The following is a 20,185-nucleotide window of genomic DNA, read 5'->3' on the forward strand; positions in this document are numbered from 1 at the left end:
GCCGTACGGCACGCACCTCCCCTGAAGGAAGAACCCCGTGAGACTACGCGCGATTCTCCTCACCCTCGCCACCCTCGCCCTCGGCCTGCAAGCCCTGCCCGCCCACGCCGCGGCCGCCACCGCCACCTTCGTCAAGGTGTCCGACTGGGGCTCCGGCTTCGAAGGCAAGGTGACGGTCACCAACGGCACCACCACCGCACTGCCGAGCTGGAACGTCCAGTTCGACCTGCCCTCCGGCTTCACCATCCCCTCCGCCTGGGACGCGGTGATGACCAGGAGCGGCCAGCACTACACGTTCACCAACCCGAGCTGGGCCGCCCCGCTCGCGCCGGGGGCCAGTGCGAGCTTCGGCTTCAACGGCAGCCCAGGCAACTTCCCCGGCATCACCGGCTGCACGCTGAACGGCGCCTCCTGCGGCGGCGGCACCACGAACCCGGGCGTGCCCGGCGCTCCCGGAGCCGTCAGCGCCACCGCGACCGGCAGCGCGATCAGCCTGAGCTGGGGCGCCGCCACCGGCACGGTGACCGGCTACCGCGTCTACGAGGGCACCGCGCTCAAGGCCACGACCACCGCCACCACGGCGACGATCAGCGGTCTGGCCGCCTGCGAGACCCACACGTACACGGTCAGGGCGTACAACGCGCAGGGCGAGTCGCCCGGTCAGGACGCCACCGCCACCACCACCGGCTGCACGGGCGGCGGCACGCTGCCCAGGCACTTCCTCACCGGTTACTGGCACAACTTCGTCAACGCCGCCACCGAGCTGAAGCTGTCGGCAGTGCCGAACGAGTACGACCTCGTCGCGATCGCCTTCGGCGAGGCCACGGCCACCGCCGGAGAGGTCGTCTTCGCCGTCGATCCAGGGCTGGCGACCGCGGTCGGCGGCTACACCGACGCCCAGTTCAAGGCCGACGTCCAGGCCCTGCACCAGCGCGGCAAGAAGGTCATCCTGTCGGTCGGCGGAGAGGCCGGCCGGGTGCAGGTCGCCGGCGCGGCGGCGGCCACGCGGTTCGCCGACTCGGTGTACGCGCTCATGCAGAGCTACGGCTTCGACGGCGTGGACATCGACCTGGAGAACGGCCTCAACGCCACCTACATGGCGCAGGCGCTGCGGTCGCTGCGCGCCAAGGCCGGCTCCGGGCTGATCATCACGATGGCCCCGCAGACCATCGACATGCAGTCGACCGGGATGGAGTACTTCAAGCTCGCCCTGTCCATCAAGGACATCCTCACGGTCGTCCACACCCAGTTCTACAACTCCGGCTCCATGCTCGGCTGCGACCAGGCCCAGGCGTACGGGCAGGGCTCGGTCAACTTCATGACCGCCCTGGCCTGCATCCAGCTGGAGAACGGGCTGCGCCCCGACCAGGTGGCGCTGGGCCTGCCCGCCGGGCCGGGAGCCGCGGGCGGCGGCGTCGTCGCGCCCGCCCTCGTCAACCAGGCGCTCGACTGCCTGGCCAAGCGCACCAGTTGCGGGAGCTTCGTGCCACCGCGCGCCTACCCGGACATCAGGGGCGCGATGACCTGGTCCATCAACTGGGACGCGAGCAACAACTGGTCGTTCTCCAAGACCGTCAAGCCCCACCTCCAGGGAATGCCATGAAATTTCGTAGCAAACTCACCGCACTGGTGGCAGGACTGGCCCTCGCGCTGACCGGTGCCGGGCTCGCCACCGCCGCCCCCGCGGCGTACGGCGCGGTGCAACAGCTCGCCGCCGCCTGGGCCCCGTGGACCTCCTACGCCATCGGCGCGGTCGTCACCTACAACGGCGTCGACTACACGTGCATCCAGGCGCACACCTCCCAGCCCGGCTGGGAGCCGCCGAACGTGCCCGCCCTGTGGAAGCAGGGCGGCGGCGGTGGCGGCGGCAACGACACCACGGCCCCGTCGGTGCCCGGCAACCTCCGCTCGACCGGCGTCACCTCCAGCAGCGTCTCCCTGGCGTGGAACGCCTCCACCGACAACGTGGGCGTCACCGGCTACAACGTCTACCGGGGCGGCACCCTCGTCACGACGGCGACCGGCACCTCCTTCACCGACACCGGCCGCGCCGCGAGCACCAGCTACACCTACACCGTCCGGGCCCGCGACGCGGCGGGCAACCTGTCCGGCGTCAGCAACTCGGTCACCGCGACCACCTCCGCCGGCGGCGGTGGCGGCGAGAACCCCACCAAGATGGCCGGAGCGCCCTACCTCTACATGGGCTGGGGCAACCCGCCCAACCCCGGCACGGTCATGGACGCGACGGGCGTGAAGTCGTTCACGATGGCCTTCATCCTGTCCAGCGGCGGCTGCACCCCCGCCTGGGACGGCAACCGGGCGCTGACCGGCGGCGCCGACCAGCAGGCGATCAACACGATCAAGTCGAAGGGCGGCAGCGTCCAGATCTCCTTCGGCGGCTGGCAGGGCAACAAGCTCGGCCCCAACTGCTCCACCCCGCAGGCGTTCGCGAACGCGGTGCAGCAGGTCATCAACGCCGTCGGCCCGGCCGTCGTGGACTTCGACATCGAGAACACCGACGAGTTCGAGAACTACACCGTCCAGGACCGCATCCTGAACGCGCTCAAGATCGTCAAGGCGAACAACCCGAACGTCAAGGTCGTCGTCACCTTCGGCACCACGCGGACCGGCCCCAACAGCCACGGCATCCGCCTGATCAACCAGTCGAAGGCGCTCGGCGTGCCGATCGACAACTACACGATCATGCCGTTCGACTTCGGCAGCTCCAACATCTACCAGGACACCGTCAACGCCTCCGAGGGCCTGAAGAACGCGCTCAAGAGCGCGTTCGGCTGGACCGACGCCCAGGCCTACGCGCACATGGGCATCTCCGGCATGAACGGCCTGTCCGACCAGCAGGAGATGACCTCGGTCGCGACCTGGACCCAGATCCGCGACTGGGCCAAGTCCAAGGGCCTGACCAGGCTCGCCTACTGGGCCGTCAACCGCGACCGCCCCTGCCCGGGTGGCGGCGTGGTCTCGAACTGCAGCGGCATCGCGCAGTCCGACTGGGACTTCACCCGCGTCACCGCGGGTTTCTAGCCCGCTGAGCGGCCCGCCCGCGAGACCCGCGGGCCTCTGACCCGCTGAGCGGCCCGCCCCCGCGAACCCCGGGGGCGGGCCGCAGTGAGGAAACCCATGAGACTCCGAGCACCGGCGGTCCTGCTCACCGCCGCCCTCCTCGCCCTCCACGCAACCCCCGCCTTAGCCGCCAATATCGCCATAAATCCGGGCTTTGAGGACGGCCTGACCGGCTGGACCTGCTCAGGAGCCCAGACCGTGTCGTCCCCGGTGCACGGCGGGGCCCGCGCCCTTCAGGCGACGCCGCAGGGCAACGACCTGGCCCGCTGCCAGCAGACGGTGACCGTCCAGCCGAACACCACCTACCAGCTCTCGGCCTGGGTCCAGGGAGCGTACGTCTTCCTGGGCGCCACGGGCACAGGCGTCAACACCAGCACGTGGGGCGCCCCCGGCGGCCAGTGGAGCCAGCTCAGGACGTCCTTCACCACAGGCGCCGCCACCACGTCGGTGGCCATCTATCTCAACGGCTGGTACGGCCAGGGCGCCTACCACGCCGACGACGTGGTGCTCGACGGCCCCGGCGGCGCCCCGGACACGCAGGCGCCCAGCGTGCCGGGCAACGTGAGCGTCGGCGGCGCGACCGCCTCCAGCCTGAACGTGAGCTGGTCGGCTTCCACGGACAACGTCGGCGTGACCCGCTACGAGGTGTCCAGGGACAACGGCGCACCTTCCGCAGTGTCAGGAACCAGCCACACCGCCACCGGCCTGGCCGCGCAGACGTCCTACTCCTTCCGTGTCAGGGCCTGCGACGCGGCAGGCAACTGCTCGGCCTACTCCGCCTCCGTCACCGGCCGCACCACCGACGACACCACCCCGCCGACCGGCGACATCAAGTACGCCCCCTACATCGACATCACGATGCCCACACCGTCCCTGGTCAGCGCCGCCAACGCCACCGGCGTCAAGAACTACACGCTGGCCTTCGCGCTCGGCGACAGCTCCGGCTGCAACCCGTCCTGGGGCGGCACGATGCCCATCGGCGACGCGCGCATCGTCAACGACGTCAAGGCGCTCCAGGCGCAGGGCGGCCAGGTGGTCGTGGCCAGCGGCGGGGCGCTGGGGCCATACCTGGAGCACGTGTGCGGCAGCGCCGCCGCGCTCGTCACCGCGTACAAGAAGGTGCTGGACACGGTCGGCACCAACCACCTGGACGTGGACGTCGAGGCCAGCATCGACGTGAACAAGGTCAACACCGCGCTGAAGCAGCTCCAGAGCGAGCGCGGCACCGTCGTCAGCTACACGCTGCGGATCCAGGGCCAGGACTACGGCGTGGACCCGTTCTCGCTGCAGATCCTCCAGGACGCGGCGGCCAAGGGGCTGAACGTGATCGTCAACCCGATGCTGATGAACTTCGGCTACACCGGCAACTGGGGCGACGCCATGATCGCCGCCGCGCAGGCCACGCTGAACCAGATGAAGGGCGTCTGGCCGGCCAAGACCGACGCGCAGCTCAGGCGGATGCTCGGGGTCACCCCGATGATCGGCAAGAACGACACCGGCATGACCACCACGCAGGCCGACGCGCGCAAGCTGCTCGCCTGGGCCAACGCCAACCACCTCGCCTTCGTCGGCTTCTGGTCCGCCGCCCGCGACAACGGCGGCTGCCCCGACGGCAGGGTGTCGCCGACGTGCAGTGGGATCGCGCAGTCGAGCTACGAGTTCACGAACATCTTCAAGGGGTTCACGGGATGAGGAGCCTGATCAGCGTCGTGTCGGGGGTGGTGCTGGCCCTCGGCCTGACCGCCGCCCCCGCCTTTGCCGCCAATATCGCGATAAATCCGGGCTTTGAGGACGGCCTGACCGGCTGGACCTGCTCGGCGGGCCAAGCGGTGTCGTCCCCGGTGCACGGCGGGGCCCGCGCCCTTCAGGCGACGCCGCAGGGCAACGACCTGGCCCGCTGCCAGCAGGCGGTGACCGTCCAGCCGAACACCACCTACCAGTTGTCGGCCTGGGTGCAGGGCAGCTACGTGTTCCTGGGTGCCACGGGCACGGGCGTCAACGCCAGCACGTGGGGCTCTCCCGGCGGCCAGTGGAGCCAGCTCAGGACGTCCTTCACCACGGGCGCCGCCACCACGTCGGTGGCCATCTATCTCAACGGCTGGTACGGCCAGGGCGCCTACCACGCCGACGACGTGGTGCTCGACGGCCCCGGCGGCACCCCGGACACGCAGGCGCCCAGCGTGCCGGGCAACGTGGCCGTCGGCGGCGCGACCGCCTCCAGCCTGAACGTGAGCTGGTCGGCCTCGTCCGACAACGTCGGCGTGACGCGTTACGAGGTCTCCCGCGACGGCGGCGCCCCGGTCGCCGCCACGGGCACGACCCTCACGGCGACCGGTCTGGCCGCCGCCACCACGTACCGCTTCAAGGTCCGCGCCTGCGACGCGGCGGGCAACTGCTCGGCGTACGGCCAGGAGGTCAGCGGCACCACGACCAGCGGCGGCGGCCCCGGCGGCGACCTGCCGAAGCGGGTCCTGGTCGGCTACCTGCACGCCTCGTTCGCCAACGGATCCGGATACATCCGCATGAGCGACGTGCCGGCCGAGTGGGACGTCATCAACCTCGCCTTCGGCGAGCCCACCTCCGTCACCTCGGGCGACATCAGGTTCCGCCAGTGCCCGGCCGCCGAGTGCCCGAACGTCGAGCCGGAGGCCGACTTCATCGCCGCCATCAGGGCCAAGCAGGCCCAGGGCAAGAAGGTGCTCATCTCGATCGGCGGCCAGAACGGCCAGGTCCAGCTCACCACGACGGCGGCCCGCGACACGTTCGTCGCCTCGGTCTCCGCGATCATCGACAAGTACGGCCTCGACGGCCTCGACATCGACTTCGAGGGCCACTCCCTCTACCTCAACCCCGGCGACACCAGCCTCGCCGCACCCACCACCCCAGTCGTCGTCAACCTCATCTCCGCGCTGAAGACGCTCAAGAGCCGCTACGGTGCGAAGTTCACCCTGACCATGGCGCCGGAGACGTTCTTCGTCCAGCTCGGCTACCAGTTCTACGGCCCGGGCCCGAACGGCGCCGCCGACAACAGGAGCGCCTCCTACCTGCCCGTCATCCACGCCATGCGCGACGCCCTGACCCTGCTCCACGTGCAGGACTACAACTCGGGCCCGATCAGGGGCCTCGACGACCAGTACCACACGATGGGCGGGCACGACTTCCACGTGGCCATGACGGACATGCTGCTGGCCGGCTTCCCGATCATGGGCAACCCGGCCAACGTGTTCCCGCCGCTGCGCCAGGACCAGGTGGCCATCGGGCTGCCCGCCTCGGTCAACGCGGGCAACGGGTTCACCAGCGTCGCGGAGGTGCAGAAGGCGTTCGACTGCCTGGCCAAGGGGAGCAACTGCGGGACGTACCGGCCGCGCGGGGTCTACCCGGGCCTGCGCGGCCTGATGACCTGGTCGATCAACTGGGACCGGTACAACGGGCACGAGTTCTCCCGCAGCCACCGGGCGTACCTGAACGGGCTCACCTGACCAGTTGCGTCGGCTTGACCGGCAGGCCCAGGCCGGGCGGGCGGTAGGTGGGCAGCGCCTCGCCGTACTCGTGCATCCAGGCGTGATCCACCAGCATCCGCATCCGCCCGGCCTCGGCCGCGCCGCCCGGCTCGGCCAGCGTCATGCCGCCGGCCAGCTTGGCCAGCGTCTCGGCGACCAGCTCGGGGTCGGGCGGCGACAGGTCGCAGTGCTCGTCCGGCCCGATCAGCAGGTCCACGCCGGGCGGCAGCGGGTAGATCGGCCTCGGCAGGGCCAGCACGCGCGGCGGCGGCGCCATCGGCCAGCCGTCGGCCACCGCCTCCAGCAGCACCGACCGCGCCGACCGCCGCGCGAACAGGCCCTCCGCCAGCGCCCAGCTCAGCGCGCCCACGTCGGAGCGGTCCTCGCCGCACGCGTGCAGGCACAGGTACGGCACCAGCGGGATGCCCTCCTGCCCCGCCTGCGCCCACCCGCCGCCGCACCCGGTCAGCACCAGCAGCGCGAGCATCGCCCGGTAGGCGGTGTCGGCGTGCGGCGTCTCCAGCCGCCCCGGCACGATCACGCACCGCCCGCCGGTCTTCTCCGCCGTCACCCCCAGCTCCCGCGCCGTCTTCAGCGCCCGCGACGCGGCCACCCCCGTGTACGCCTCCTGCCAGGCGGGCGTGTACGGCTCGGCCCGGTCCTCGTACCCGCCGGGCCACCGGCCCGGCAGCCCCGGCCTGGCCACCCCGTAGACGGCCAGCACCAGGTCGAACACCGTCGTCACCAGCTCGCCGCCGTCCCGCAGCACGGGCACGCCGCGCCGCAGCACCCCCGGCCCGTCGTCGAAGCGCGGCAGCAGCACCTCCACGGTCTCGCCGCCGTACAGGCTGAGCCGCCCGTACGCCCCGCCGGTCAGCCCGCCGGGCACGTACCCGGACTCCCGCTCGCGCAGCCGCACCAGCAGCGGCAGGTCCGTGCGCGCCATGGCGTGCTCGGCGAACGGCGTGCGGTCCAGGAAGAACTCCTTGAGCAGCACGTGCCCCATGGCCATGGCCAGCGCCCCGTCCGTGCCCGGCCGGACCACGAGCGTCTCGTCGGACAGCCGCGTCGGGTGGGTGCCGATCGCCACCACCTTCTGCCCCTTGTACCGCCCGGCGATCACCCACGGCGTGTCCGCGCTGCGTACCAGCCGGTTGTTCTCCCCCCACAGCAGCACGTGCGCCGCCCGCGCCCAGTCGTCGGCCCCCGGGCCGCAGAAGCGCGGCCCCAGCACCTGCTCGGGCGCGCACGGATGCTCAGTCAGCACCGCCCCGCCGAGCCCGCCGACCACCCGCGCCAGCGGCGAGGTGGCCAGCGCCGCCACCTGCTCGGCCCCGTGACAGGCGGCCGTGTACGCCATCGCCGCCGCCGTCAGCTCCGCCGCCGTCGCGTCGTCCAGCGGCACCCGCCTCTCCCCCCGGGCCCGCTGGTAGAGCTGTGAGTTCCCTGTGAGTTTCGCCCAGGCCGCGACCGGGTCGCGCAGCCCATCTCTCACCTCGAAGTAGAGCCTGACCAGTGCCTGGTTGACCTGCGATCCCCCCATGGAAAAAGTTCAACACAGACGGTGATGTCGTATCGGGATACGTGTCGGCATGTCGGGGATAAGAATTGGAAGCCCAGGTGGCAGTAGCCCCCCGGTTACGGCAGGCTAGAGGCCGCCATGGATTACGCAGTTCTCACGGGGATCGTCCTCGTCGCCGGTGTCGTGCTCGCTCTCGTCGCCCAATGGCGTGATTGGCGGCCATCTCTGGCCGTCGCCATCGTCGTGGGCGTCGCCGTACGCGTGCTCATCATGTACACCTCCGCCATCGACAGCTGGCAGCCCGTCGACTTCGTCGAGAGCTTCAAGCCCGCGGGCGAGGCCGTGCTGCGGGGGGAGGACCCGGTGCTGGCCAGCGAGGGCGGCTGGCACTTCCTGCCGACCATCCCGTACGTGTACGGCATCCTGCTGTGGCTGGGCATCCCGTGGGAGTACGCCGGGCGCCTGGTCACCGTGGTCGCCGACATCGCCCTCATCCCGCTGGTCGCCAAGCTGGCCGGCGGCCCGAAGGCGTCGCTGCGCGCCCTGCAGTACGCGCTCAACCCGCTCGCCGTGCTCATCGCCTCCGTCCATGGCCAGGTGGAGCCCGTCGCGCTGGTGTTCGGCGTGGCCGCGTTCGTGGTGGCCAGGGGCCCCGGCGACCCCGACAGGCCCGGCATGGTCACCGACGTGGTCGGCAAGGTCCGCGCCGGAGTGGCCGCGTACGGCGTGCGGGCCTCCGTCCCGCGCGTCATCGGCCGCGGCGGCATGCTGCACCGGGCGCTGCTGCCAGGCCCCGACGACCGCGCCCAGCTCAAGCGCGGCCTGCTGGCCGGCGTGCTGATGGGCCTGGCGCTGTGCGCGAAGAGCTGGCCGATCTGGCTGATCCCCGGCTTCCTGCTGCTCCTGCCGAACCTGCGCTCCAGGATCGCCGCCCTGTTCACCACCGGCGCGGTGCCGATCTTCTTCTTCGTGACGCTGCCGATCTTCGCGGGGACGTCGATCAACCAGCTCCCGGCGGTCATCGACACCATCCGCGACATCCGGCCCATCGTGGGCGAGTGGGGCTGGACCCCGTGGCTCACCGAGGGCAGCTGGTCCCTGGAGCCGGCGATGGCCTCGTTCGGCACCAACCTGATCTACGTCTGCGTCGTCCTCGTCATCCTCTGGTGGCGGCGGGCCGACCCGATCGACATGACCACGGCCATCCTGCTCGTGTTCATGGTCGTGACGCCCCGGCTGGGCGCCCAGTACCTGCTGTGGTTCATGCCGTTCCTGATCGCCCGCCCCACCCGCTTCGCCTGGCCGGCCATCATCGGCTGCTCGCTGTGGGCGGGCTACGGCTACCTGGTGATGACGCAGTTCGACGTCAACGGCTGGTGGTTGCAGCACACGTACTGGTCGCGGGCCTCGATCGTGCTGCTGCCGATCCTCGCGCTGGCCATGCCGTGGGGCCGCCACATCGCGGCGGCCCCGGCACTGAGAAGCTCCGCTCCCCGTCAGGTCACCGGCATAGGCGCCCCCACAGCGTGACCCACTGATCGGGGTGGACGTGGCCCACGACGGCGTCGCGGGGCACCCCGGCCGCCGCCAGCGCGGCGTCCACGCCGTCGTAGCGGGTCTTCAGCGAGGCCCGCACCGAGCCGCCCACCCCGCCGAAGCCCAGCTCCACCAGCTCCTGGTAGGAGCGGCGGCCGTGCACCAGCGGCTCGGGTCTGCGCTCCAGGCGCAGGATCGCCGAGTCCACCGACGGCACAGGGCGGAAGCTCTCCCTGCCGACCGTGTCGCCCAGCCGCCAGTCGAACCACGGCCACGACTCGACCGTGACCAGGCTCCACCGGCCGTAGTCGCCGGTGCGCTTGCGGGCGTACTCCCGCTGGGTGAGCAGCGTCGCCGAGGTCAGGGCGGGCGCCCGCAGGCACCAGTCCACGATCCTCGACGTGACGGAGTAGGGGATGTTCCCCACGACCGCGAACGGCTCGCGCGGCGCCCGCGCGGCCGTGAAGTCGCCCCTGACGACCTCGACGCGTGCGTCGCCGCGCGTGCGCGAGGCCAGCCGGCCGGCCAGCCGCGGGTCCAGCTCGTAGCCGATCACCCGCGCGCCCGCCTCGGCCAGCGCCAGCGTGAGCGCCCCCTCGCCGGGCCCCGGCTCCAGCACGAGCCCCTCGGGAGCCGCCGCCTTGATCATCAGCTCGACGGCATGCCTGTCGGCCAGGAAGTTCTGCGACAGCTCGCGCCGCGCCCGATCCGCGGGCGTGCGACCGCCACCGCCGCCTCTCCTGGCCTTCTGCTGGGTGTGTGAATAGTTTCCGTGCGCGAAATTCTGCGCCACAGCACTGCCCTTCCGGGTCCTCGAGATGAATGGGTCTCGAAGGGCCCTGGGCGCGCCTGCGGACGCTCAGCTCAGGTGCGCGAAGTCACCGCGTCCGCTGGCGGGCCAGAGCCCGGCCGCGGCGGATGCGAATGAAAACCTGGCAGGTGAACATGCATGACATGCCCGCCACGGTAGGCGGCGGCCTCGCGGGCGGGCAACTCAATAAACGCTTTGAGCCGGCTTTGAAGTGACTCGGGTAGACCTGGGAGCATGGATCGACCGGCCAGGGTGCTCGTCGTGGACGACGAGCCGAACATCCGCGCCCTGCTCTCCCAGACGCTGCGCCTGGTCTCGTTCGAGGTCAGGACGGCCGAGACGGGCGCGCAGGCGGTGACGGCCGCCAGGGAGTTCAGGCCCGACATCGTGGTGCTGGACGTGATGCTGGCGGACTTCGACGGGTTCGAGGTCGCCAGGCGGCTCGGCGACAGCGTCCCCGTGCTGTTCCTGACCGCCCGCGACGGCGTCGAGGACCGCGTGCAGGGGCTCACCCTGGGCGCCGACGACTACGTGGCCAAGCCCTTCAGCCTGGAGGAGGTCGTGCTGCGCATCCGCGCCATCCTGCGCCGCAGCCGCGCCCTCCCCGAGCCTGACGTGCTGCGCTACGCCGACCTGGAGTTGGACCCGCACGCCCACGAGGTGCGCAGGGCGGGGGTGCCGGTCGACCTGTCGCCCACCGAGTTCAACCTCCTCCAATACCTGCTCACCAACGCCGGCCGGGTGGTGAGCAAGGCGCAGATCCTCGACAGCGTGTGGCGTTACGACTTCGACGGCGACTCCAGCATCGTCGAGTCCTACGTCTACTACTTACGCAAGAAGATCGACACGTTCGAGCCGCAGCTCATCCACACCGTGCGCGGCGTCGGCTACACCCTGAGGACCCCCCGATGAGAGCCTGGAGCCTGCGCGCCCGCCTCGTCACGGCCGTGCTCGGCCTGGCCGCCCTCGCCCTCGTGCTGTCGAACGTCGCCGGCATCGCGCTGCTGCGCGGCAGCCTGATGGACCGCGTGGACGGCCAGCTCCAGCAGCTCACCAAGCTCTCCAGCGTCAAGGCCATCCAGGTGCTGACCCAGCGGCCCGCCGCCGGCGACTGGAACGACGTGCTCGCCAAACGCCTGGCCGCGCTGCCGGAGATCATGGTCTACCGTCCCGACGGCACCCTGCAGTCGCAGAGCGGCTCCGAGCCCCGTCCGGTCATCGACCACGTCGAGATCGGCGTCAGCTACACCGTGCCGGGCACCAGCGGCCCCTCCTGGCGGGTCCGCGGCATGCGGCTCTCTGACGGCGGCACGATGGTGTTCGCCCAGCCGCTCACCGAGCTGGAGCAGACCCAGAACGCCGCCACCGCCATCGCCGCCGCCGTCAGCGCGGTCGTGCTGCTCCTGCTCGGGCTGGGCGCCAACGCCGTCGTACGCCTCGGCCTGCGCCCCCTGACCAGGATGGAGGCCACGGCCGGGCACATCGCCAGAGGCGACCACGCCCGCCGGGTGCAGGCCGCCGACCCGCACACCGAGCCCGGCCGCCTGGCCGCCGCCATGAACGTGATGCTCGACCGCCTCCAGTCCGAGATCGCCGCCAGGACCGACTCCGAGGCCCGCATGCGCCGCTACCTCGCCGAAGCCTCCCACTCCGAGGCCCGCATGCGCCGCTTCCTCGCCGACGCCTCCCACGAGCTGCGCACCCCGCTCACCTCCGTACGCGGCTTCGCCGAGCTGCACCGCAGGGGCGGCGGCGACGCCGACGAGGCCATGCGCAGGATCGAGGACGAGGCGGCCAGGATGGGCGTGCTCGTCAACGACCTGCTCACGCTCGCCCAGCTCGACGAGGAACGCCCGCTCGACCGCCGCCCCGTGGACCTGCTGGAGGTGGCCGCCGACACCATCCGCGACGCCCGCGTACGCGTGCCGGACCGGCAGGTCAGGCTGGCCGGGCTGGACGGCGGGCTCACCCCCGTCTCTGTCGTGGGCGACGAGGCCCGCCTGCGTCAGGTCGCCGCCAACCTCGTCGGCAACGCGCTCAGCCACACCCCGCCCGAGGCGTCCGTCACCGTCAGCGTCGGCAGCCAGGGGCGCCTGGGCGTGCTGGAGATCTCCGACACAGGCCCAGGCGTGCCGCCCGAGCACGTGCCGCACCTGTTCGACCGCCTCTACCGCGTCAGCCAGGGCAGATCCAGGGCCGACGGCGGCGCCGGGCTGGGCCTGGCCATCGTCGCCGCCATCGTGCGCGCCCACGGCGGCCGGGTCGAGCTGGACACCTCGCCCGGCAGGGGCGCCACCTTCCGCGTACTCCTACCCGGCTCCGAGGTGACTCCGAGCCCGCTCTGAACAGCGCCCGGCACCTTCGGAGTCATGACAAGGACACTCCTCGCCGCAGCCCTGCTCGCCACCCTGGCGGCGGGCTGCGGCACCTCGCAGAGCGGCGCCGGCGTCGCCTCCGTGACCGCCTCCAGCGCGGCGCCCTCCGCCACCCCCAGTCCCACCGCCACGGCCGACCCGCAGGAGCAGGGCAGGAAGTTCGCCCAATGCATGCGCGAGCACGGCGTGCCCATGGAGGACCCCGCGCCCGACGGCAGCGGCGGCCTCGCCGTGATCGCCGGGAAGGCCGACGGCAAGACGAAGAAGGCCATCGAGGCCTGCCGCGAGCTGGCCCCGTTCAAGGACCGCCGGGCCGCCACGCCCGAGGACGTCGAACAGCTCCGCGCGCTGGCCCGGTGCATGCGGGAGAACGGCGTGGACATGCCCGACCCGGGCCCCGACGGCACGTTCGGCGGCGGCGCGGGCTCCATCAAGCGCGACGACCCGGCCTTCCAGAAGGCGTTCGAGGCCTGCCGCGGCAGCTTCCCCTCAACGGGAGCCACCAAGTGACCGAGGCCGGGCCGGCCCCCGGATCGGCCCCCAGGCTGGCGCCCGGACCGGCGCTGCCGCCCCGACGGCGCAACCCGCTGCGGGCTTTGGCCTGGACGGGGGCCGCCGCGCTGCTCGCCGCCGCCGTCGGGGCCGCCGCCGTGGGCTTCGGCGGCGACAGCGCCGGCACCGCCGTCACCGGACGCACCCCGCCGGCCACCGCCCAGGTGACCCGCACGACCCTCACCGCGACCAAGACCGTGGACGGCACCCTCGGCTACGGCGACACCGTCACCGTCGCCGCCAAGTCGCAGGGCACGATCACCTGGCTGCCCGCGGAAGGCTCCACCGTCACCAGGGGCCACGCCGTCTACAGCGTGGACGCCGACCGCCGCCCCCTCCTGTACGGCACCATGCCCCTGTACCGCGAGCTGCGCGACGGCGTCGAGGGCAAGGACGTCGAACTGCTCGAACGCAACCTGGACAAGCTCGGCTACGACGGCTTCGACGTGGACGACACGTTCACCTGGGCCACCGCGGAGGCGGTCGAGGACTGGCAGGACGACCTCGGCCTCGACGTCACCGGCACCGTCCAGCCAGGCGACGTCGTCGTGGCCGACGGCCGCATCCGCGTCGCCGAGCTGCGCAAGGCACTCGGCGACACCGCGAGCGGCCCCGTCCTGGACGCCACCGGCACCACCCGCGAGGTGAGCGTCGCCCTCGACGTCGCCGACGAGCACCTCGTCGCCAAGGGCAGGCCCGCCACCGTCGAGCTGCCCGACGGCGCCACCGTGAAGGGGAAGGTCACGGCCGTGGGCACCGTCGCCACCGAGACGACCAGCGGCACCGACACCGCCACCACCGTCGAGGTGAAGGTGTCGGTGAGCGGGCTGAAGAAGTCCTACGACGCCGCCCCCGTGGAGGTCACCATCGTTTCGGAACGCCGCGACAACGTCCTGGCCGTCCCCGTCGGCGCGCTGCTCGCCCTGGCGGAGGGCGGCTACGGCGTGCAGGTCGTGCAGGGCACGGCCACCCGGTACACAGCGGTCGAGGTCGGCCTGTTCGCCGACGGCAAGGTCGAGGTCGAGGGCGTGACTGAAGGCGCCACCGTGGCGGTGCCCAAGTGATCGCCGAGCTGCGCGACGTCACCAAGCACTACGGCGGCGTCGCCGCGCTGCGCGGGGTCCGGCTGGGCATCGAGCACGGCGAGCTGCTCGGCATCGTCGGGCCGTCCGGGTCCGGCAAGTCGACGATGCTCAACATGATCGGCACCCTCGACCGGCCGTCCGGCGGCACCGTCCGCATAGCCGGGCACGACGTGCTCTCGCTCACCGACAGGCAGCTCTCCGCCCTGCGCGCGAACGTCATCGGCTTCGTCTTCCAGCAGTTCCACCTGGCCGCCGGGGTGCCCGCGCTGGACAACGTGGCCGACGGGCTGCTGTACGCGGGCCCGTCGCTGCGGGAGCGGCGGCTGCGCGCGTACGAGACGCTGGAACGCGTCGGGCTCGGGCACCGCGCCGGCCACCGGCCGCACGAGCTGTCCGGCGGCGAGCGGCAGCGCGTCGCCATCGCCCGCGCCGTCGTCGGCGGGCCGCGGCTGCTGCTCGCCGACGAGCCGACCGGCAACCTCGACTCCCGCTCGGGCACCGGCGTGATGGAGCTGCTGCGCGAGCTGAACGCGGCCGGCACCACCGTGGTCGTCATCACCCACGACCGCGACATCGCCGCCTCGCTACCCCGCCAGGTGGAGATGCTCGACGGGGCGGTGGTCACGTGAACGTCCTCGTCCCCGTCCGGCTGCGCCCCCGCGACGTCGTCAGGGTCGGCGGCGCGGGCCTGCGCGCCCGGCCGCTGCGCGTGTTCCTGTCGGCGCTCGGGATCGCCATCGGCATCGCCGCCATGCTCGGCGTCGTCGGCATCTCCGCCTCCAGCCAGGAGGACCTCAACCGCCGGCTCGCCGCCCTCGGCACGAACCTGCTCACCGTGTCACCCGGCAAGACCCTGTTCGGCGAGGCCTCCCACCTGCCCGCAGAGGCGGAAGGCATGGTCGGGCAGATCACCCCCGTCACCGCCGTCACCGCGATCGGCGTCACCGGGGCCAAGGTCTACCGCAACGACCACGTCCCCGAGGCCGAGAGCGGCAGCCTCTCCGTCACCGCCGCCCGCCTCGACCTGATCGGCGACGTCGGCGCCACCGTCGCCGCCGGCGCCTGGCTGAACGAGGCCACCCACCGCTACCCGGCCACCGTGCTCGGCGCCACCGCCGCCGACCGGCTCGGCGTCGTCCAGGCGGGCCCCGACCAGCGCGTCTGGCTCGGCGGGCAGTGGTTCACCGTCGTCGGCGTGCTCGCCCCCGCACCCCTGGCGCCCGAGCTCGACACGGCCGCCCTCATCGGCTGGCCCGTCGCGCAGGAACGGCTCGGCTTCGACGGCTACGCCACCACCATCTACGCCAGAGCCCAGGAGGCGCACGTCGTCGAGGTGCGCGGCGTGCTCGGCCCCACCGCCAACCCCGAGCAGCCCAACGAGGTCGAGGTCTCCCGCCCCTCCGACGTGCTGGCCGCCAAACAGGCCACCGACGCCACACTCAACGCGCTCCTGCTCGGCCTCGGCGGCGTCGCGCTGCTGGTCGGCGGCGTGGGCGTGGCCAACACGATGGTCATCTCCGTCCTGGAACGCCGTGCCGAGATCGGGCTGCGCCGCTCGCTCGGGGCGACCCGCGGGCAGATCCGCGTCCAGTTCCTCGCCGAGTCGCTGCTGCTGTCCGCCATCGGCGGCGTCGGCGGCGTGCTGCTCGGCATCGGCGTCACCGCCGCGTACGCGGGACTCCAAGGATGGCCGTCGATCGTGCCCGTCTGGGCCATGGCCGGCGGGGTCGTGGCCACGCTCGTCATCGGCGGAGCCGCCGGCTTCTACCCGGCGGTCCGCGCCGCCCGCATGTCACCCACGGAGGCCCTGTCCGCGCCCTGACGCGCGTCCGATTGTTACAAGAGAACGGAGTCGGCAAGGGGATACCTTCGCGGTCAACACCGGCTACTCCCACAACGGAAGGACCGCCGTCATGGACATCATCGACCGGGCGGAGCTGTACCTGCACCACCACGGCAGACTGCTCGACAGATTCCGCTTCGAAGCCCTGTTCAGGGGCGGCTCCCGCACCCGCGTGCTCGACGCGCTGAGCTGCTACCAGAACGAGGACGGCGGCTTCGGCAACGCCCTCGAACCCGACCTGCGCGGCCCCGGCAGCCAGCCGGAACCGGTCGAGGTGGCGTTCTGGATCCTCGACGAGCTCGACGCCTTCGACTCGCCCATGGTCCCCGCCGCCTGCAAATACCTCTCCTCCATCACCACGGGGGACGGAGGCGTGCCGTTCGTGCTGCCCTCCGTGCGCGACACCGTGCGCGCCCCCTGGTGGCAGAGCGGCGACAACCCGCCGGGCGACCTCATCCCCACCGCCTCCATCGTCGCCCTCCTGCACAAGCACGCCGTCACCCACCCCTGGCTCGACGCCGCCACCGACTTCTGCTGGTCAAAGCTGTACGTGGCCAGGGAGTTCGAGCCGTACGCGGCCCGCGCCGCCGTCACGTTCCTCGACCAGGTGCCCGACAGGAGGCGCGCGGAGTCCGAGTTCGCCCGGCTGCGCGACGCCATCCTCGCCGCCGTCACCTTCGACCTGAACACCCCCGGCCACGTGCACTTCCCCCTCGACTTCGCGCCGGAGCCGCTGCGGCTCCCGCTCTTCGAGCAGGACGTCCTGGACGCCGGCCTCGACGCGATGCTGGCCGCCCAGTCGGCCGAGGGTGGGTGGGGCGGGAACTGGCAGATGTGGACGCCGCTGGTGGAACACGAGTGGGGCGGCTACGTCACCCTGCTCCGCCTCAAAACCCTCCGCGCCTACGGCCGCCTGCCCGGCTGACTCCCCACCGCCCTCGGCCACCGCGCCACGCGCCCCGGCCTGAGCCTGCGCCCCGGCCTGCGCCCTGGCCTGCGCCCTGGCCTGCGCCTGCGCGTCGGTCTGCGCCTGCGGTTGCCGCGTCACGCGCCTGCGCCTTCGTCTGCGGCTGCCCGTGTGAGGCGCTCCGTCCGTAGCTGCGTGTGTCAGGCGCAGCCGTCCCCCGCGGTGCGTCCTGCCGCGGCGCTTCTGTCGGAGGCCTCGCGTACGTTGGGGGCATGTACGTCGAACGGCCCCCGAGCGCCGGCCTGGCCGGTCGCATCGCCTGCGGGTGGCATCGCGTCAGCGAGGCCGCCGCCACGCAGCTCGTGGTGCCCGACGCGTGCGTCGACCTCATCTGGGGCGCTGAGGGTCTGTACGTCGCAGGCCCGGACACAGGCCCCATGCCGGCCGCCATCGCCGCCGGGGAGACGCTGACCGGCGTGCGCTTCAAGCCCGGTGCGGTGGGCGACTTCTTCGGGCTGCCACTCAAGGAACTGCGCGACCGCCGCGTCCCACTCCGCGACCTGCCCGTAGGGGCGAGCCTGCTGGCGGAGCTGACGAAGGTAGCGGCTCCCCCGAAGCCCAACTCGACGCGGCGCCGTCGCGCTCACGCGGCGCATGCGGATGCGCTCGTAGCACCGGAGACCGTCACGCTTGTGGCACCGGATCCCGTAGCACTCGCGGCACCAGAGGCCGTCGGGCTCGCGGCACCGGAGGCCGTCGCACTCGCGGCCCCGGAGGCGGTCGGGCTTGTGGCACCGGAGGCCGTCGCACTCGCGGCCCCGGAGGCGGTCGGGCTCGTGGCACCGGATCCCGTAGCACTCGCGGCGCGGGACGCCGGCGGGCTTGTGGCATCGGAGGCCGTCGCACTCGCGGGCCCGGAGGCCATCGCGCTCGTGGCGTCGGATGCCGTCGCGCTGCCCGCCCTGCGAGCCCAAGCCGAAGCCCGGCTTCAGCTCATGCAAGCAGCCATGGCCAGCCGCCTGTCGCCGCCCACCGCCGCCGCGCCATCCGCGGACCCGGCCGCCCCCGCCATCGCCACCGCCCTGGGCAAGGGCCGGTCGGTCGCCGAGGTGGCGTGGGACCTCGGCTACAGCGAACGCCAACTCCACCGCCGCAGCCTCCTCGCCTTCGGCTACGCCCCCAAAACCCTGCAGCGCATCGTCCGCTTCCAGCACGCCCTGCGCCTGGCCCGCGCAGGCGTCCCCCTGGCACAGGTGGCGATCACGGCTGGCTACGCCGACCAGGCCCACCTGTCCAACGACGTAAAGCGCCTCAGCGGCGTACAGATGAGCCATCTCCTCTGACCTGGCCCACCGGCCGCCCGAGCATCACCCGCGCGGAAGCCGCCCCGACACCAGCGCCTGCACCCATTTGGCACTCGGATCGCTGTCGATCAGCAAGGCCCGCGTCAGCAGACTCAGCGGAATGGCGAGAATGGCCCCCAGCGGCCCCAGCACAAATGTCCACACGATCAGCGAGATGAACGTCATCGTCGTGGAAAGCCCGACCGCGTCCCCGAGGAACTTTGGCAGAATGAACGACTGTGTCACGACATTGATGACGATATAAGCAGCGATCACCAGCAGCATCGTCTGCACGCCGCCGTCCAGCAGGGCGAGCATGGCCGGTGGCAGCAGCCCGATGACGAAGCCGATGTTCGGGATGTAGTTGGCGATGAGCGCGAGCACACCCCACAGCAGCGGCAGCGGAACGTCCAGCAAGGAAAGGGCGATCATGTCGAGAATCGCGTTGATGAGCCCGAACACGGTGGAGACGATCAGATAACGCCGGGTCTTGTGCCCGAACGTGGCGAGTGCTGTCACCAATTGCGGCTGGCTGCCTTCCCCCGTGGTGAGAATGCGCGACGTCATCGGCGCGTCGAGCGACATCGCCAGCAACAACACCACGATGAGAAAGAGCGCGGACAGAATGCCGATCAAACTGCCGAGCAGGCTTTGTGCCAGCCCCAGCACCCGCCCGGGGTCGAACGCCTGCAGCCCCTTGTTGAGCACGTCGTTGCTGATGCCGTGGGCGGCGGCCCACCGCTCGGAGTCGTCGAGGAGCCGCTCGAACTGGTCGGTGTAGGTGGGCAGCAGGGAGACGAGCTGGGTGACGGAGATGGTCAGGATGGCGACCATGCCGATCAGCACCAGCACGACGATCAGGAACGGGACGGCGACCTGGAGCCAGACCGGGGCCTTCCTCGCGTTGAGCCAGCCGCGCACGGGGGAGACGGCGATGACGAGCACGAGTGCGAGCACGACGGGGCCGGCGATGGAGGCGACCTCGCGGACGCCGAAGAGCACGACCACCGCGGAGGCGATGCCCAGCAGGATGATGAGCGCCCGGGGCACGGATTGATCTCGCACGCACCCGTTCCTACCCGTGTGCGCAGGGCGAACCATCGATTTGACGGTTCCCGTAGGCGTACATAGAGTTCAGCAGTCCCACGGGGGCGGCTTGATCGCCGGCCCCACTCGGGGGCCACCTCCAGACTCCACCACTTCGGTGAGGCGTGCGCGTCCACTCGGATCGGCTGGTAAGTTAGAGGGGTTGTCTCCGAAAGGGGGCAGGGATTAATTCCCGCAGGTCGAGCAAGTCCGGTCAATTTGACAGGAACTTGAACGGCTGAAAGAATTAAGACCACAACGACGAAATGAACGCCTCCGAGCGGGGGCCGCGAGAGCGGGCCTGGTGAGGAAGTACGCGTCCGTTTCTTGAGAACTCAACAGTGTGTCAAAAGCCAGTGCATGATTTTTCATGCAACACCTCGTCAAGTGATACTTGATGAAACGCTTGGATTAGTTTCCAGACATTGTTTGGAGAGTTTGATCCTGGCTCAGGACGAACGCTGGCGGCGTGCTTAACACATGCAAGTCGAGCGGAAAGGCCCTTCGGGGTACTCGAGCGGCGAACGGGTGAGTAACACGTGAG

At 71.5% G+C, this 20,185-nt stretch carries 16 protein-coding genes and 1 rRNA gene; 14 read left to right on the forward strand and 3 right to left on the reverse strand.

Annotated features, from left to right (window positions below):
* Nucleotides 1–37 precede the first annotated feature (37 nt).
* The 4 genes from ABD331_RS08925 to ABD331_RS08940 all read left to right on the forward strand — a co-directional run bounded on the left by ABD331_RS08925 (nucleotide 38) and on the right by ABD331_RS08940 (nucleotide 6,560).
* Complete coding sequence (locus ABD331_RS08925) at nucleotides 38–1,603, forward strand: chitinase (RefSeq protein WP_344472457.1); 1,566 nt, start codon at nucleotides 38–40, stop codon at nucleotides 1,601–1,603.
* Nucleotides 1,600–3,042 (forward strand): carbohydrate-binding protein, encoded by a 1,443-nt coding sequence (locus tag ABD331_RS08930; RefSeq protein WP_344472458.1) that lies wholly within the window; start codon nucleotides 1,600–1,602, stop codon nucleotides 3,040–3,042. Before ABD331_RS08925 ends, ABD331_RS08930 begins: the two co-directional genes overlap by 4 nt.
* Before the next feature lie 96 nt (nucleotides 3,043–3,138).
* Complete coding sequence (locus tag ABD331_RS08935) at nucleotides 3,139–4,773, forward strand: carbohydrate binding domain-containing protein (RefSeq protein ID WP_344472460.1); 1,635 nt, start codon at nucleotides 3,139–3,141, stop codon at nucleotides 4,771–4,773.
* Nucleotides 4,770–6,560 (forward strand): chitinase, encoded by a 1,791-nt coding sequence (locus tag ABD331_RS08940; RefSeq protein ID WP_344472461.1) that lies wholly within the window; start codon nucleotides 4,770–4,772, stop codon nucleotides 6,558–6,560. The genes ABD331_RS08935 and ABD331_RS08940 overlap by 4 nt, the downstream gene beginning before the upstream one ends.
* On the opposite strand, the gene ABD331_RS08945 is transcribed toward ABD331_RS08940, so the two are convergent.
* On the reverse strand, nucleotides 6,553–8,124 hold the full coding sequence (locus ABD331_RS08945) for a molybdopterin-dependent oxidoreductase (RefSeq protein ID WP_344472463.1): 1,572 nt from the start codon (nucleotides 8,122–8,124) through the stop codon (nucleotides 6,553–6,555). The two genes, ABD331_RS08940 and ABD331_RS08945, sit on opposite strands and share 8 nt — an antisense overlap.
* Nucleotides 8,125–8,241: 117 nt before the next feature.
* Between ABD331_RS08945 and ABD331_RS08950 the strand changes: the two genes are divergently transcribed.
* Nucleotides 8,242–9,633, forward strand: a complete 1,392-nt coding sequence (locus ABD331_RS08950; protein WP_344472465.1) for a hypothetical protein — start codon at nucleotides 8,242–8,244, stop codon at nucleotides 9,631–9,633.
* On the opposite strand, the gene erm is transcribed toward ABD331_RS08950, so the two are convergent.
* Entirely contained in the window at nucleotides 9,605–10,330 is a 726-nt protein-coding gene (gene erm / locus ABD331_RS08955) for an ErmE/ErmH/ErmO/ErmR family 23S rRNA (adenine(2058)-N(6))-methyltransferase (protein ID WP_425565975.1), read from the reverse strand. The two genes, ABD331_RS08950 and erm, sit on opposite strands and share 29 nt — an antisense overlap.
* Nucleotides 10,331–10,684: 354 nt before the next feature.
* Between erm and ABD331_RS08960 the strand changes: the two genes are divergently transcribed.
* From ABD331_RS08960 to ABD331_RS08995, 8 genes are all read left to right on the forward strand, one after another.
* Nucleotides 10,685–11,362 (forward strand): response regulator transcription factor, encoded by a 678-nt coding sequence (locus ABD331_RS08960; protein WP_344472469.1) that lies wholly within the window; start codon nucleotides 10,685–10,687, stop codon nucleotides 11,360–11,362.
* A complete protein-coding gene (locus ABD331_RS08965; protein WP_344472470.1) occupies nucleotides 11,359–12,795 on the forward strand; it encodes a sensor histidine kinase in 1,437 nt (478 codons plus the stop codon). The genes ABD331_RS08960 and ABD331_RS08965 overlap by 4 nt, the downstream gene beginning before the upstream one ends.
* Nucleotides 12,796–12,819: 24 nt before the next feature.
* Nucleotides 12,820–13,335 carry a hypothetical protein gene (locus ABD331_RS08970; RefSeq protein ID WP_344472472.1) on the forward strand — a complete coding sequence of 172 codons (516 nt, stop codon included), beginning with the start codon at nucleotides 12,820–12,822 and terminating at the stop codon, nucleotides 13,333–13,335.
* The gene (locus tag ABD331_RS08975) at nucleotides 13,332–14,441 is read left to right on the forward strand and encodes a peptidoglycan-binding protein (protein ID WP_344472473.1); all 1,110 of its coding nucleotides are present in this window, start codon (nucleotides 13,332–13,334) and stop codon (nucleotides 14,439–14,441) included. The genes ABD331_RS08970 and ABD331_RS08975 overlap by 4 nt, the downstream gene beginning before the upstream one ends.
* Nucleotides 14,438–15,091 (forward strand): ABC transporter ATP-binding protein, encoded by a 654-nt coding sequence (locus ABD331_RS08980; protein ID WP_344472476.1) that lies wholly within the window; start codon nucleotides 14,438–14,440, stop codon nucleotides 15,089–15,091. Before ABD331_RS08975 ends, ABD331_RS08980 begins: the two co-directional genes overlap by 4 nt.
* Nucleotides 15,088–16,284: an ABC transporter permease gene (locus tag ABD331_RS08985; RefSeq protein ID WP_344472478.1), complete on the forward strand. Its 1,197-nt coding sequence runs from the start codon at nucleotides 15,088–15,090 to the stop codon at nucleotides 16,282–16,284. The genes ABD331_RS08980 and ABD331_RS08985 overlap by 4 nt, the downstream gene beginning before the upstream one ends.
* Before the next feature lie 91 nt (nucleotides 16,285–16,375).
* The gene (locus ABD331_RS08990; protein WP_344472480.1) at nucleotides 16,376–17,230 is read left to right on the forward strand and encodes a hypothetical protein; all 855 of its coding nucleotides are present in this window, start codon (nucleotides 16,376–16,378) and stop codon (nucleotides 17,228–17,230) included.
* A gap of 254 nt (nucleotides 17,231–17,484) precedes the next feature.
* Nucleotides 17,485–18,555 (forward strand): DUF6597 domain-containing transcriptional factor, encoded by a 1,071-nt coding sequence (locus ABD331_RS08995; protein WP_344472482.1) that lies wholly within the window; start codon nucleotides 17,485–17,487, stop codon nucleotides 18,553–18,555.
* A 24-nt stretch (nucleotides 18,556–18,579) separates the two neighbouring features.
* Here ABD331_RS08995 and ABD331_RS09000 read toward each other — a convergent pair whose 3' ends face one another.
* Entirely contained in the window at nucleotides 18,580–19,620 is a 1,041-nt protein-coding gene (locus ABD331_RS09000; RefSeq protein ID WP_344472484.1) for an AI-2E family transporter, read from the reverse strand.
* Nucleotides 19,621–20,067: 447 nt separating this feature from the next.
* Between ABD331_RS09000 and ABD331_RS09005 the strand changes: the two genes are divergently transcribed.
* Nucleotides 20,068–20,185, forward strand: a 16S ribosomal RNA gene (locus tag ABD331_RS09005); the annotation flags it as partial.

The organism is Nonomuraea monospora (assembly GCF_039531895.1).
In the GTDB taxonomy this organism is placed as follows: domain Bacteria; phylum Actinomycetota; class Actinomycetes; order Streptosporangiales; family Streptosporangiaceae; genus Nonomuraea; species Nonomuraea monospora.

What these genes read in the sequence shown, in the direction of transcription:
- ABD331_RS08930 (WP_344472458.1), top strand. Translation starts at nt 1,600, where the DNA reads ATGAAATTTCGTAGCAAACTCACCGCACTGGTGGCAGGACTGGCCCTC.
- ABD331_RS08935 (WP_344472460.1), top strand. Translation starts at nt 3,139, where the DNA reads ATGAGACTCCGAGCACCGGCGGTCCTGCTCACCGCCGCCCTCCTCGCC.
- ABD331_RS08940 (WP_344472461.1), top strand. Translation starts at nt 4,770, where the DNA reads ATGAGGAGCCTGATCAGCGTCGTGTCGGGGGTGGTGCTGGCCCTCGGC.
- ABD331_RS08945 (WP_344472463.1), bottom strand. Translation starts at nt 8,124, where the DNA reads ATGGGGGGATCGCAGGTCAACCAGGCACTGGTCAGGCTCTACTTCGAG.
- ABD331_RS08950 (WP_344472465.1), top strand. Translation starts at nt 8,242, where the DNA reads ATGGATTACGCAGTTCTCACGGGGATCGTCCTCGTCGCCGGTGTCGTG.
- ABD331_RS08960 (WP_344472469.1), top strand. Translation starts at nt 10,685, where the DNA reads ATGGATCGACCGGCCAGGGTGCTCGTCGTGGACGACGAGCCGAACATC.
- ABD331_RS08965 (WP_344472470.1), top strand. Translation starts at nt 11,359, where the DNA reads ATGAGAGCCTGGAGCCTGCGCGCCCGCCTCGTCACGGCCGTGCTCGGC.
- ABD331_RS08970 (WP_344472472.1), top strand. Translation starts at nt 12,820, where the DNA reads ATGACAAGGACACTCCTCGCCGCAGCCCTGCTCGCCACCCTGGCGGCG.
- ABD331_RS08990 (WP_344472480.1), top strand. Translation starts at nt 16,376, where the DNA reads ATGGACATCATCGACCGGGCGGAGCTGTACCTGCACCACCACGGCAGA.
- ABD331_RS08995 (WP_344472482.1), top strand. Translation starts at nt 17,485, where the DNA reads ATGTACGTCGAACGGCCCCCGAGCGCCGGCCTGGCCGGTCGCATCGCC.